We start from the raw sequence: 13,876 nt of genomic DNA, 5'->3' as shown, positions 1-13,876 counted from the left end.
AACATGTGGAGGTGAAAGGTTTGACGCTCGAAAAAACGAATCGTATGAACTATCTCATCGATTTTTATCAAGCGCTCCTCACACCGAAACAGCGCAACTATATGTCTCTTTATTACCTAGATGACTACTCGCTCGGAGAGATTGCGGAAGAGTTTGAAGTCAGCCGTCAAGCGGTCTACGATAACATAAAGCGTACAGAAACGATGCTTGAACAGTACGAGGAAAAGCTAGCTCTATTCGAAAAATTCATAGAGCGCCAGCAACTTCTTCAGACCCTCAAACGTCAAGTCGAACTCACAGATGATGTGAGTGCTACGATATCTGCGCTTGAGAATTTAGAGTAGGGGGCTGAAGCATGGCATTTGAAGGATTATCAGAACGATTGCAATCGACACTTTCCAAAATGCGCGGTAAAGGAAAAATCTCGGAGGCCGATGTCAAAGAGATGATGCGTGAGGTTCGCCTCGCCCTTCTAGAAGCCGACGTCAACTTTAAAGTGGTCAAACAATTCGTCAATGATGTGAAAGAACGTGCGATTGGTCAGGATGTCATGAGATCATTGACGCCAGGACAACAAGTCGTCAAGATTGTTCACGAAGAGTTGACAAATTTGATGGGAAGCGACGTCGTCCCGATTTCATTTAGTCAGAAACCACCGACAGTCGTCATGATGGTCGGTCTGCAAGGTGCGGGTAAAACGACGACGACCGGGAAGCTAGCGAACTTGATTCGTAAAAAGCATAACCGCAGTCCACTTCTCGTCGCGGCGGATATTTATCGTCCGGCGGCAATCAAGCAACTTGAGACAATCGGAAAACAACTCGATTTACCGGTCTTTTCACTTGGTGATCAAGTGAAGCCGGAAGAGATTGTGACGAAAGCGCTCGAGTACGCAAAAACAAATCATCACGATTTCGTGTTGATCGATACGGCCGGTCGCCTTCATATCGATGAGACGCTCATGGGCGAGCTCGAAAATGTGAAGATGATTGCCAAACCAAATGAGATCTTCCTCGTCGTCGATTCGATGACGGGTCAAGATGCGGTCAATGTGGCCGACAGTTTCAATGAGAAACTCGGAATCACCGGGGTCGTGCTGACAAAGCTCGACGGAGATACACGAGGCGGGGCAGCCCTTTCGATTAAGGCAGTCACGGGAGCGCCGATTAAGTTCGTCGGTCTCGGAGAAAAGTTGGATGCCCTCGAACCGTTCCATCCAGAGCGCATGGCGTCACGCATTCTTGGAATGGGGGACGTGCTCTCACTCATTGAAAAAGCCGAGACACAGATGGACCAAGACGCAGCGAAAGAGCTAGAAAGCAAAATTCGTGATGCGTCGTTCACGTTCGATGATTTCATTGAACAGTTGGCTCAAGTGAAAAACATGGGACCAATTGATGAATTACTTTCGATGTTACCTGGTGCAGGTAAAATGAAAGGGTTGAAGAACGTCCAAATAGACGAGAAACAACTCGATCACGTCGAAGCGATCATTCGCTCGATGACGAAACATGAACGCTCCAACCCGGAAGTTCTCAATGCGAGTCGTCGTAAGCGAATCGCAAAAGGGAGCGGTCGCTCGATTCAAGAAGTGAACCGTCTCATCAAACAGTTCGATGACATGAAGAAGATGATGAAACAAATGTCAGGACAAATGAAAGGGAAGAAAAAAGGCCTCGGTCTTCCATTCTTCTAACAAAAACTTTTGTCAGTCGAACGAAAAAGCTGTATACTATAAAAGTTGTCAATTCTTAAACACATGATGGAGGTATATTACCATGGCAGTTAAAATTCGTCTTAAGCGCATGGGCGCAAAAAAATCACCTTTCTACCGTATCGTTGTAGCAGACTCACGTTCACCACGTGACGGTCGCTTCATCGAGCAAGTTGGTCACTACAACCCGGTTGCAAAACCAGAAGCAGAAGTTCGCATCAACGAAGAACTCGCGCTCAAATGGTTGGCAGACGGCGCGAAGCCATCTGACACAGTACGTAACTTGTTCTCTAAAGCAGGGATCATGGAGAAATTCCACAACGCGAAAAACGCGAAGTAATGATGTGGCCGACCTTTTCTGAGGTCGGCCTATTTTGTTGAGGAGGGAAATGAGATGGATTGGTTATATGTTGGAAAAATCGCCAATACGCATGGACTTAAAGGCGAAGTGAAGATTTTGGCAGCAACAGACTTTCCGGAAGAACGTTTTAAAAAAGGAAACACGCTGTTTCTTGATGTGAACGGAACGAAACAAGAAATGACAATCACGACATATCGTCCGCATAAGCAGTTTCATCTTGTCACGTTCAAAGGACTTGAGAATATCAACCTCGTAGAAAAATATAAAGGATTGAAGCTATATGTTCATGCCGAACACGTCCACGAGTTAGATGAACATGAATTTTATTATCATGAAATCATTGGTTGTGAGGCCATCGTGGACGGGATTGTCATCGGTGTCGTCGATGACATCTTTGAAACGAACGGTGCGAACGATGTGTGGGTGATTAAGCGCCCAGGTAAGTCGGATGCTCTCATCCCCTATATCGAATCGGTCGTTAAAGAAATCGACTTGGAAACGAAGCGAGTTGTCATCACACCGATTCCTGGAATGATTGACGATGAAGATTGATGTGTTGACGTTGTTCCCGGACATGTTTCAGGCGCTCGATCATTCCATCGTTGGCCGGGCGAAAGCGCTCGGGCAGGTGGACATGACCTTCGTCAACTTTCGGGACTTTTCAACGAACAAGCATCATAAAGTCGATGATTATCCGTATGGCGGCGGGGCGGGCATGTTACTCACGCCACAACCAATCTTTGATGCGTTTGACTCTCTCGAGGCACGAAAGCCTCGAATCATCCTCACGACCCCAACTGGAAAACCGTTCAATCAACAGATGGCAGAGGAATGGGCAAAGGAAGAACATCTGATCTTTTTATGCGGGCATTATGAAGGGTTTGACCAGCGCATCCATGATGAACTGGCGACCGATGAGGTGTCGATTGGGGACTTTGTTCTGACTGGTGGAGAGCTTGCGACGATGGTGATGATCGATGCGACCGTGCGACTACTTCCGGACGTCCTCGGCGATCAGGCGAGCCATGAAGATGATTCTTTCTCGACCGGACTTCTTGAGTATCCGCACTATACACGACCGGCTGAATTTCGTGGGTTGAAAGTACCGGACGTCCTCCTATCGGGGAACCATGCCCGAATCGAGGAATGGCGGCGGGAACAATCGCTTGAGCGGACCTATCGAAAACGGCCGGATTTGCTCGAACATGCCGAGTTGACGGAACATGATAAAAAGTTTCTGCAATCGTTGCGCGATTGAGAAATATATGCTATGTTTGAGCATGTGGGTTAAACCACCGATTACCGATGTTCCGCTGTTGGATGCTTGGGCATATGAAGATATGAACATTGAAGAAAAAGGAGATATGATTCATGAACACACAAAAACTGTTCCGTGAAATCACAGAAGAACAATTCAAATCGGACGTACCTGCTTTCCGTCCTGGTGACACAGTACGTGTCCACGTTAAAGTTGTAGAGGGAACGCGCGAGCGTATCCAGATCTTCGAAGGCGTAGTCATTAAGCGTAAAGGTGGCGGCATCAGCGAAACATTCACAGTCCGTAAGATTTCTTACGGTGTAGGTGTTGAGCGTGCATTCCCGCTTCACTCACCACGCGTTGCGCAAATCGAAGTTGTACGCTACGGTAAAGTTCGCCGTGCGAAACTTTACTACCTCCGTAACCTTCGCGGTAAAGCAGCACGTATTAAAGAAATCCGTCGTTAAGATGGGAATTGAGCTTGTCGCTTGCGACAAGCTTATTTTTTTCTAGTACAATAAGTTCAAATGGATAGAGGAGTGAGTGAAGTTGAAAGAAGTGTTTAGTTGGCTAAAAGCCATCGTCGTCGCTCTTGTCATCGCGTTCGTTATCCGGACGTTCATCTTCGTTCCTGTCATCGTTGAAGGAGAGTCGATGATGCCGACGCTCCACAATGCGGATCGAATGATCGTCAGTAAAATTTCGAACTATGTTGGAGAGCTAGACCGAGGCGATATCGTCGTATTCCATGCGACAGAGTCAAAAGATTATATTAAACGTGTCATCGCTATTCCAGGCGACACGCTCGAATATCGAGATGACGTGCTCTATATTAATGATGAAGCGGTTGAAGAGCCGTATTTAGATGAGTTCCGTGCACAGATGAACGGATTTCCGCTGACGGAGAACTTTACACTTGAACAAGTGACGGGTGAGTCGGTCGTTCCTGAGGATTCGTATTTCGTCATGGGAGACAATCGTCAAAATTCGAAAGACAGCCGTGAGATTGGGTTTGTGTCGAAAGAGGAGATTGTCGGCAAGACAAACTTCATCTTCTGGCCGCTCGATGATGTTGGCACGATAGAAGATTAAGGTGGTGCTTTTTTGGCAATTCAATGGTTTCCTGGCCACATGGCCAAAGCAAGAAGACAAGTTACTGAAAAGTTAAAACTGATTGATGTCGTCATCGAGCTCGTAGATGCGCGTGTGCCGCAATCGAGCCGTAACCCGATGGTCGATGAGATTACGGCGGGCAAACCCCGTCTTATCGTCTTGAACAAGTCAGACATGGCGGATCCCGTCGTCACCGACGCTTGGCTCCGCGCATTGAAGCGCGATGACGTCGAGGTCGTCGCCGTCGATGCAAAGCATAGTAAAGGCTTGAAACAACTCATCACGGGTGCTCAAAAGTTGATGAAAGAAAAACATGACCGCATGCGTGAAAAGGGGCGTAACCCTGGACCGATTCGTGCACTCATTATCGGTATCCCAAACGTCGGGAAGTCAACACTCATCAACCGTCTCGCAGGACGAAACATCGCCATCACGGGCGACCGTCCGGGTGTGACGAAGCGTCAACAGTGGATCAAGATGAAAGGCGGCGAGATGGAACTCTTGGACACGCCAGGTATTCTCTGGCCGAAATTTGAGGACCAACAAGTTGGTTATCGCTTGGCCGCAACAGGCGCCATCAAAGATGAGATTCTCAACTTGGACGACATCGCCCTGTACACCGTCCGAGAATTGCAGGCGCGTTACCCGGAGCAATTAAAGGAACGATTCAAAATCGAGACGTTACCTGATGATGCGGTGGAACTTCTCGAGACGATTGGGAAGAAACGCGGTTTACTCAGTGGTGGATACGTCGATTTTGAAAAAACGAGCGAACTACTTTTGAATGAACTTCGACATGAAAAAATCGGACGGGTCTCTCTCGAGACACCGGCCGACCATGAAATGATTTGAAGCTCTGTGAAAACAGGGCTTTTTTGAGTAGGAGGAGAAAGATTGTGACGATTCAACAGATTAAACAACAGCTTCAAGACATCCGATATGAAGAGTGGATACAAATGAAGTCAACTTTATCACAAGACCCACGGGTGGGTGTGCAGACGTTGATTCGGCAGAAGGAGCTGCAATTTGAACGGGAGCGGATGTTACGGTCCGATTTCGAACGACGCTTGACATATGAGCGCGAGTTAACACGTGCAGGATATGAACGGATTGTCGGCGTGGATGAGGTCGGTCGCGGTCCACTCGCAGGACCAGTCGTGGCGGCTGCCGTCTTATTACCTGAAGGATTTTACGTTGCGGGGTTGAATGATTCTAAAAAAATGACGAAAACGGCACGAGATGCGGCTTACAATCAAATCATGGAAGTTGCAGAAGTTGGTGTCGGAATCGTCGAGTCGGGGACAATTGATGATATCAACATATATGAAGCGACAAAACTTGCAATGATGGTGGCCATCCGTCAAGTCGGAGACGCCGATGCCTTATTGATTGACGCGATGAAGCTTGACCTCGATATTACACAACAATCTCTAATCAAAGGGGACTCGCTCAGTGTCTCGATTGCCGCGGCAAGTGTCGTCGCCAAAGTCGTTCGGGACCGGATGATGGAAGAATACGACCTTACATATCCTGGATACGGATTTGACAAGAACGCAGGATACGGGACCGAGGCACATATAGAAGGGTTGAGGCGCCTCGGGGTGACGCCAATTCATCGTCGTACGTTTGCCCCTATCAAGCATATGTGAAAGGAGTGATCGCGTTGCGTATCGATCACCAAGGAGTATTACCGTTCAAAGTGACCGAACAGACATCGCGACCGCTTTTGCTAGGCAATACAGTGGTCGGAAAGGTGTTGCAATTGTTACCCGGCAACGAGGCGGTTATGCAACTACCGCAAGGCATGTTCCGAGTCGGAGTCAATGCGAACGTCAAGGAGAATGTGACGTATAAGATGGTCGTCACGGACGTCGAACCAAAGCTTGTCTTGAAAGTGGTTACCCAAGCGACAGAGTCACTCATGACTGCTAAGTCCCCGCTACAAGTGCTAGGGGAGCAACTGGCGCGATTCATGCGGGAGCCGATGCAGACGCCGGAATCACTCAAAAACGCGGGAAAAACAATGCTAGAGAGCGGATCCGGCAATGATGTGAAGACACTCGTCGGAGAACTGTTCAAAGCGAAAGGCGAGCCAAAGTTTGAGCAGTTCGTGAGAGCACAGGAGGTGTTCAACGCAGCCCAACATCCACCATTCGTCGCTCAAGCATTTCACATACCGCAATTAGGTCCGTTTGAAAACGTCCAATTTCGGTTAGAGGCACCGAAGCGGGATGTAATTGACTCTGATCATGCAAGGATCGTGTTGTTTCTTGAGACGCCAAAGTTTGGCGAAACGGGAATCGATGTGTTGATTCAAAAGCGATACGTGTCTGTTCGAGTGTTCAATGAGCGACACGATTTAAGTCAATATGTTAGCGCATATGAACCGCTCTTGAAAGAGAGCTTGAATCGCGTTTCGTTCGAACTATCTTCTTTTTCGTATGAAGCGAAACGAGAACATGTTCCTGCTACGTTCGCGCCGCTTGGAAAGGTGGACCTCCAAGTATGAAAGACCAGAAGAAAGCGATGGCGCTCACCTATGAGCAGTCGATGGATGCGCCACATGTCGTCGCCAAAGGAACGGGAATTGTAGCCGAACGCATGCTTGAGATTGCACTCGAAAACGGAATACCTGTTCATGAAGACCCAGCACTGCTATCCTTACTCTCTGCTTTGAATATCGAAGATCAGATTCCGGAGGACGTCTATCAAGTCATTGCCGAACTTTTTGTGTTTCTCTATCAGATGGAACAGGATAAAATTTGATTTGTCTAGGGATATATGTGAAAAAAAGATGAAAACTTAAAGTAAGAACGATAGACAGCGCTTTCAGTTTTTCGTTACAATAGACGTGCCGATATTAAAGGGGACTAAGGGGGAAAACATATGAATATCCATGAGTATCAGGCAAAAGAATTGCTAAAAGAGTTTGGGGTAGCCGTTCCGACGGGTTATCCAGCCTTTACGGTTGAAGAAGCTGTAGCAGCAGCTGCGAAGCTTGATGGTGAAGTGAAAGTTGTAAAAGCACAAATTCACGCAGGTGGCCGCGGTAAAGCTGGCGGCGTCAAACTTGCGAAGACAGATGAGGAAGTGAAGCAATACGCTTCAGAGATTCTCGGGAAAACGCTCGTGACACACCAAACTGGTCCGGAAGGAAAAGTTGTCCAGCGTCTCTATATCGAAGAAGGTTCTGCGATTGACCAAGAATTTTACTTAGGACTCGTGCTTGACCGTTCGATCGGCCGAATTGTCATCATGGGTTCATCTGAAGGTGGTATGGACATCGAAGAAGTCGCTGAACATACACCGGAGAAGATTCATAAAGAGATCGTCGACCCAGTCGTGGGCTTACGTCCATTCCAAGCTCGTCGTCTCGCATTCAAGATGGAAGTCCCGACGAAACTCGTCAACAAGTTCAGTGACATGGTCATGAAGTTGTACAAAGTGTACGTCGAGACAGATTGCACGATTGCAGAAATTAACCCGCTCGTTACGACGAAAGACGGCAACGTCATCGCGCTCGATGCAAAATTGAACTTCGATAGCAACGCACTCTATCGTCACTCGGAGATCCTTTCGCTCCGTGACACGACAGAAGAAGACCCGCGTGAAGTGGAAGCGTCTAAACATGACCTCAGCTATATCGCACTTGACGGGAACATCGGCTGTCTTGTCAACGGTGCTGGCCTTGCGATGGCAACGATGGATATCATCAAACATTACGGCGCCGAACCCGCTAACTTCCTCGATGTAGGCGGCGGCGCGACGAAAGAAAAGGTAACAGAAGCATTCAAATTGATTTTGTCAGACGACCAGGTCAAAGGAATCTTCGTGAACATTTTTGGTGGAATCATGAAGTGTGACATCATCGCAGAGGGGATTGTCGCAGCGACGAAAGAAATCGGACTCGACTTGCCACTCGTCGTTCGCTTAGAAGGAACGAACGTTGATGCCGGGAAACGCATTCTCGATGAATCTGGACTTGCGATCACGACAGCCAACTCGATGGCTGATGGTGCGGAAAAAATCGCAGCACTTGTTCGATAAGGGGGAAACGACATGAGTATTTGGGCGAATAAAGATACGAAAGTAATCATTCAAGGGATTACAGGGAAACAAGGTCTGTTCCACGGCGAACAGATGCTTGCATATAACACGAAATTAGTCGGTGGTGTCACACCTGGTAAAGGTGGCACGACGGTGCTCGACAACGTGCCAGTCTTCAACACGGTGTCTGAAGCGGTAGAAGCGACAGGTGCCAATGCATCCATCATCTATGTTCCACCAGCTTTCGCAGCGGACTCGATTATGGAAGCTGCAGACAGCGGCATCGAATTGATCATCTGTATCACAGAGGGAATCCCTGTTGTAGACATGATTCAAGTGAAACGCTATCTCGAGGACAAACCGGCGCGCTTGATTGGACCGAACTGTCCTGGAATCATCACACCAGGAGAAGCAAAACTTGGCATCATGCCTGGCTATATTCATACGAAAGGGCATGTCGGAATCGTCTCACGTTCTGGGACGCTCACGTATGAGGCGGTACATCAGTTGACGACTGCGGGAATCGGTCAATCAACGGCTGTTGGAATCGGGGGAGACCCAGTCAACGGAACGAACTTCATTGATACGCTCAAAGCGTTCAACGAAGATGAAGACACGAAAGCTGTCATTATGATCGGGGAGATCGGTGGAACAGCTGAAGAAGAGGCTGCTGAATGGGTGAAAGCGAACATGACGAAACCAGTCATCGGGTTCATCGGTGGCCAAACGGCACCTGAAGGCAAGCGCATGGGACATGCCGGCGCGATTATCTCAGGCGGCAAAGGGACGGCTGCAGAGAAAATTAAGACATTGAACGCAAATGGGATCGAAGTAGCTGAAACGCCAGCTGTCATCGGTGAAACATTGATTCGTGTCTTGAAAAATGAAGGTTTATACGAAGCGTGTGTCACGGGTCAACCGACGACATAAGAGTCTTGAGGGATGCTTGCATCCCTCATTTTTTTAAAGGAGAGTTTGTGATGAATCAAACAATAGCTCGGTTTGCCGCTGCACGAATTCCGGTTGAATTTGTGCATCATTATTTGAACGGGACGCTAGAAGCACATCGCACTCAAATCTCTACACACGTTTGGAAGCGGGCTGAACGGGCGTTGCACGCGTCTGAGTCCTATACTCAGTTCGTCACGTGGGAAGATGAGCTGTTTCCAAAACGGTTACTCGACATCCCCAACCCACCATATTGCTTGTTTTACGATGGAGATTTAGAGGTACTACAAGAAAGAACGACTGCGATGGTCGGAAGTCGTGAGTTGAATCGAATCAGTCAATCGCTCGTGAATCATTATCACTCTTTAATAGAAGAAACTGTTTCGGTTTCAGGCGGAGCGCTTGGCATTGATGGCCTTGTCCACGAGCTTGCCTTAAATAAAAATCGTCCGACCGTGGCGGTGCTCGGAGCGGGGTTAAAAAACCTCTATCCAGCAGCGAACCGGAACATGCTTCTACGACTTCCTCTGAATGGAATTTTGTTGAGTGAGTACACGCCCGACACCCCGATTCAAAAATTTCAATTTTTGGAAAGAAATCGATTGGTGAGTGGTCTCGGTGATACACTCGTCGTCTTACAAGCAAGGAGAAAGAGCGGAACCATGAATACGGTCGGACACGCTTTAGAGCAAGGAAAGACGGTATTCGCGGTACCAGGTTCACCACTCGATCCACTTGCTGAAGGACCGAATCGATTGATTGAAGAAGGTGCGATTCCATTGACGAATTCTGATCAAATTATTCAAGATCTCAAGATTGTACGTTGACAAACCGGTGAGAACATGAATATTATGGTAGGGATTTAAATGACCTCTAAAAGGGGAGCAGATGTATGGCAAAATATTTGGTGATCGTCGAATCACCTGCGAAAGCAAAAACGATTAAACGTTATTTAGGTCCGAATTATATGGTCAAAGCTTCGATGGGACACGTCATCGATTTACCGAAAAGTCAACTCGGTGTAGATGTGGAACACGACTTTGAACCGAAGTATATTACCATCCGTGGTAAAGGGCCGGTATTGAAAGAATTGAAGACAGCGGCTAAAAAAGCCACGAAAATCTTTCTCGCGGCCGACCCCGATAGAGAAGGGGAAGCGATTGCCTGGCATTTGGCTCGCGCGCTCGGTGTCGATGAGACGACTGAATGTCGCGTCGTCTTTAACGAGATCACAAAAGATGCGATTAAAGAATCGTTTAAACACCCACGTAAAATTAATCATGACCTCGTCGATGCGCAGCAAGCCCGGCGTATTCTAGACCGTCTCGTCGGTTATGGGATGAGTCCTTTATTATGGAAGAAAGTAAAAAAAGGACTATCTGCTGGACGAGTCCAATCGGTTGCTGTAAAGATGATCATCGACCGTGAACGCGAAATCAATGCGTTCGACCCGGAAGAGTATTGGACAATCAAGCTTGAATTGAATCATGATGGGGAAATGTTCGAGACTTCATTTTACGGAAAAGATGGGAAGAAGATGGAATTGAAGTCGGAAGAGGACGCTCAATCAGTTCTTGATACCATCGATGACACGTTTAAAGTCATTGACGTAACGAAGAAAGAACGAAAGCGAAACGCTTCGCTACCGTTCACGACGAGTTCGTTGCAACAGGATGCGGCGCGTAAATTGAATTTCCGTGCGAAGAAAACGATGATGCTCGCCCAACAATTATATGAAGGAATCGATCTTGGTAAGAAAGAGGGCACGGTCGGTCTGATCACGTACATGCGTACAGATTCGACACGGATCTCTGATTTGGCGAAGACAGAGGCAAAAGAATACATTGAATCGACATTCGGCGAGGAATATGTAGCTCTGCAGAAACAAAAGGAAAAGAAAGCAGCAAACGCACAAGATGCCCACGAAGCCATTCGTCCGACTTCAGCGCTACGTGACCCAGCTTCCTTGAAGCCTTATCTGTCACGCGACCAGTTGAGACTATATAAATTGATTTGGGAGCGTTTAATTGCAAGCCAAATGGCACCAGCAGTATTAGACACAGTTAAAATCGATGTCGAGTCGAACGGCATGATTTTCCGTGCCAATGGATCGACCGTTAAATTCCCAGGTTTCATGAAAGTGTATATTGAGTCGAAAGATGATGATATCGTGGATACGAATCAAGAGAAGGAAGGGCTACTACCTCCTCTTGAAGTGGAGGATACGGTTAGTTTCGAAACGATCGAACCGAAGCAACACTTCACGCAACCGCCACCACGTTATACAGAGGCGCGCCTCGTTCGGGCGATGGAAGAACTCGGTATCGGTCGACCGTCGACTTATGCACCGACACTCGACACGATTCAACGACGAGGTTACGTCGTTTTAGAAGAGAAGAAGTTTGTTCCGACTGAACTTGGAGAACTCGTGATTGAAATGATTGATGAGTATTTCAATGACTTTATTACTGTTCAGTTCACGGCCGATATGGAGACACTCCTTGACTCAATCGAGCATAAGGAAGTCGAGTGGACCGAGGTCGTCGCACCGATTTATCGATCATTCGAGAAGCGCTTGAAGCGCGCCGAAGAAGAAATTGAAAAAATCGAAGTGAAAGATGAGCCTGCGGGAATCGACTGTGAAGTCTGTGGTTCGCCGATGGTCATCAAAATGGGACGATACGGTAAATTTATGGCTTGTTCGAATTTCCCGAACTGCACAAACACGAAACCGGTACAAGTCGAAATCGGGGTTCCTTGTCCAAATTGTAAGGATGGGCAAATCGTGGAACGACGCAGTAAAAAAGGTCGTCTTTTCTATGGATGCTCGAATTATCCGGAATGTGAGTTCGTTTCATGGGACAAACCGGTTGCGAAACCGTGTCCAGTGTGCGACAGCTTGATGGTCGAGAAGAAAATTAAAGACGGTCTGAAATATCAATGTACGAACTGTACCCATACCGAGGTACATCAGCAAGAGGAGGATTAATGTTGCAACAACGTGTAACTGTAATCGGGGCTGGGTTGGCCGGTTCCGAAGCGGTATGGCAACTCGCCAAACGCGGCATTCAAGTCGATTTGTATGAAATGAGACCGGTACGCCAAACACCGGCTCACCACACAGATCAATTCGCAGAGCTCGTTTGTTCGAACTCGCTCCGTGCGAACGGTCTTCAAAACGCGGTCGGTGTCTTGAAAGAAGAGATGCGGACGCTTGATTCGCTCATCTTGAAAGCGGCAGACACGGCAAGCGTGCCGGCTGGTGGCGCCCTCGCTGTCGATCGTCATGAGTTTGCCGGATTCATCACCGAGAAACTAAAAAATCATGAGAACGTCACAGTGCATACTGAAGAGTTAAAAGAAATTCCAGAAGGCATTGTCATTGTAGCGACAGGCCCATTGACGTCTCCTGATCTTTCTGCGTCACTCAAAGCGTTTACAGGTGAAGATTATCTATACTTCTATGATGCGGCTGCCCCAATTTTAGATGGCGATACAATCGATCGCGAAAAAGTATATTTGAAGTCGCGTTACGACAAAGGTGAAGCTGCTTACTTGAACTGTCCGATGACAGAAGAAGAGTTTGATGTGTTTTATGAAGAACTGGTCAAAGCGGAAGTCGTCCCGCTCAAAGAGTTCGAAAAAGAAATTTACTTCGAAGGATGTATGCCGTTTGAAGTCATGGCGGAGCGTGGGAAGAAGACACTTCTATTCGGACCGATGAAGCCGGTCGGATTAGAAGATCCGAAGACGGGCAAACGTCCGTATGCGGTCGTGCAACTTCGCCAAGACAACTCAGCAGGAACGCTTTATAATCTAGTTGGCTTCCAGACGCATTTGAAATGGGGCGAACAAAAGCGAATCATTCGACTGATCCCTGGGCTTGAAAATGCAGATATCGTCCGTTACGGTGTCATGCACCGAAATACATTCATCAATTCACCGAGCCTGCTCAAGCCGACGTATCAGGCACGCACGCGTGATACACTCTTCTTTGCCGGTCAGATGACGGGTGTTGAAGGATACGTAGAATCAGCGGCATCTGGACTTTTAGCTGGAATTAATGCAGCGAAGATGATTGCGGGTGAAGAACTTGTCGTTTTACCAAGAGAGACGATGCTTGGTTCGATGGCGCATTATATCACCACAGCTGACGGGAAACACTTCCAACCGATGAATGCGAATTTCGGATTAGTCCCTTCACTCGAAGACACTACGAAGAAAATGAAAAAGCAAGAACGGTACGAACGTTATGCCAATCGAGCTTTAGATACGATTCAACAATTTAAAAACCTTTGAAAAAGAGAGCCAATTTTTGGCTCTTTTGTTTTGAAGTAAAATTTCAATTGTGTATTTTGTTTCATACTTTGAAAATTTTCAGATTATTGAACGACTATCTATTGTCACCGTACATTCTGTATGCTATGCTAATTTC

General features: G+C 47.4%; 16 protein-coding genes. All 16 read left to right on the top strand.

What is annotated here, in order from left to right; genetic code table 11:
- Positions 1-20: 20 nt before the first annotated feature.
- Positions 21-344, top strand: a complete 324-nt coding sequence (locus KNO76_RS01155; RefSeq protein ID WP_026826272.1) for a putative DNA-binding protein — start codon at positions 21-23, stop codon at positions 342-344.
- A gap of 11 nt (positions 345-355) precedes the next feature.
- Positions 356-1,696, top strand: coding sequence for a signal recognition particle protein (gene ffh / locus KNO76_RS01150; protein WP_214881597.1), 1,341 nt, complete (start codon positions 356-358; stop codon positions 1,694-1,696).
- Between the two features lie 82 nt (positions 1,697-1,778).
- Positions 1,779-2,054: a 30S ribosomal protein S16 gene (gene rpsP / locus KNO76_RS01145; protein WP_015881366.1), complete on the top strand. Its 276-nt coding sequence runs from the start codon at positions 1,779-1,781 to the stop codon at positions 2,052-2,054.
- A 54-nt stretch (positions 2,055-2,108) separates the two neighbouring features.
- Entirely contained in the window at positions 2,109-2,627 is a 519-nt protein-coding gene (gene rimM, locus KNO76_RS01140; RefSeq protein ID WP_214881595.1) for a ribosome maturation factor RimM, read from the top strand.
- The gene (gene trmD, locus KNO76_RS01135; protein WP_026826269.1) at positions 2,617-3,333 is read left to right on the top strand and encodes a tRNA (guanosine(37)-N1)-methyltransferase TrmD; all 717 of its coding nucleotides are present in this window, start codon (positions 2,617-2,619) and stop codon (positions 3,331-3,333) included. Before rimM ends, trmD begins: the two co-directional genes overlap by 11 nt.
- Before the next feature lie 113 nt (positions 3,334-3,446).
- Complete coding sequence (gene rplS, locus KNO76_RS01130; protein ID WP_015881369.1) at positions 3,447-3,800, top strand: 50S ribosomal protein L19; 354 nt, start codon at positions 3,447-3,449, stop codon at positions 3,798-3,800.
- 82 nt (positions 3,801-3,882) lie between these two features.
- A complete protein-coding gene (lepB, locus tag KNO76_RS01125; RefSeq protein WP_026826268.1) occupies positions 3,883-4,425 on the top strand; it encodes a signal peptidase I in 543 nt (180 codons plus the stop codon).
- A gap of 12 nt (positions 4,426-4,437) precedes the next feature.
- Complete coding sequence (gene ylqF, locus KNO76_RS01120; RefSeq protein WP_026826267.1) at positions 4,438-5,298, top strand: ribosome biogenesis GTPase YlqF; 861 nt, start codon at positions 4,438-4,440, stop codon at positions 5,296-5,298.
- A 44-nt stretch (positions 5,299-5,342) separates the two neighbouring features.
- On the top strand, positions 5,343-6,095 hold the full coding sequence (locus KNO76_RS01115; protein WP_214881592.1) for a ribonuclease HII: 753 nt from the start codon (positions 5,343-5,345) through the stop codon (positions 6,093-6,095).
- Between the two features lie 14 nt (positions 6,096-6,109).
- Positions 6,110-6,955 (top strand): hypothetical protein, encoded by an 846-nt coding sequence (locus KNO76_RS01110; RefSeq protein WP_214881589.1) that lies wholly within the window; start codon positions 6,110-6,112, stop codon positions 6,953-6,955.
- Positions 6,952-7,212: an EscU/YscU/HrcU family type III secretion system export apparatus switch protein gene (locus KNO76_RS01105; RefSeq protein ID WP_214881585.1), complete on the top strand. Its 261-nt coding sequence runs from the start codon at positions 6,952-6,954 to the stop codon at positions 7,210-7,212. The genes KNO76_RS01110 and KNO76_RS01105 overlap by 4 nt, the downstream gene beginning before the upstream one ends.
- 120 nt (positions 7,213-7,332) lie before the next feature.
- Complete coding sequence (gene sucC, locus KNO76_RS01100) at positions 7,333-8,493, top strand: ADP-forming succinate--CoA ligase subunit beta (RefSeq protein WP_026826263.1); 1,161 nt, start codon at positions 7,333-7,335, stop codon at positions 8,491-8,493.
- 12 nt (positions 8,494-8,505) lie between these two features.
- Positions 8,506-9,423, top strand: a complete 918-nt coding sequence (sucD, locus tag KNO76_RS01095) for a succinate--CoA ligase subunit alpha (RefSeq protein ID WP_026826262.1) — start codon at positions 8,506-8,508, stop codon at positions 9,421-9,423.
- A gap of 50 nt (positions 9,424-9,473) precedes the next feature.
- Positions 9,474-10,268 carry a DNA-processing protein DprA gene (gene dprA / locus KNO76_RS01090; protein ID WP_026826261.1) on the top strand — a complete coding sequence of 265 codons (795 nt, stop codon included), beginning with the start codon at positions 9,474-9,476 and terminating at the stop codon, positions 10,266-10,268.
- Positions 10,269-10,333: 65 nt separating this feature from the next.
- Positions 10,334-12,430 (top strand): type I DNA topoisomerase, encoded by a 2,097-nt coding sequence (gene topA / locus KNO76_RS01085; RefSeq protein ID WP_214881582.1) that lies wholly within the window; start codon positions 10,334-10,336, stop codon positions 12,428-12,430.
- Complete coding sequence (gene trmFO / locus KNO76_RS01080; protein ID WP_214881579.1) at positions 12,430-13,740, top strand: FADH(2)-oxidizing methylenetetrahydrofolate--tRNA-(uracil(54)-C(5))-methyltransferase TrmFO; 1,311 nt, start codon at positions 12,430-12,432, stop codon at positions 13,738-13,740. Before topA ends, trmFO begins: the two co-directional genes overlap by 1 nt.
- Positions 13,741-13,876 lie beyond the last annotated feature (136 nt).

Origin of the sequence: Exiguobacterium sp. s101 (assembly GCF_018617835.1) — a bacterium.
In the GTDB taxonomy this organism is placed as follows: Bacteria; Bacillota; Bacilli; order Exiguobacteriales; family Exiguobacteriaceae; genus Exiguobacterium; species Exiguobacterium marinum.
This window is presented reverse-complemented; position numbering and strand designations above follow the sequence as displayed.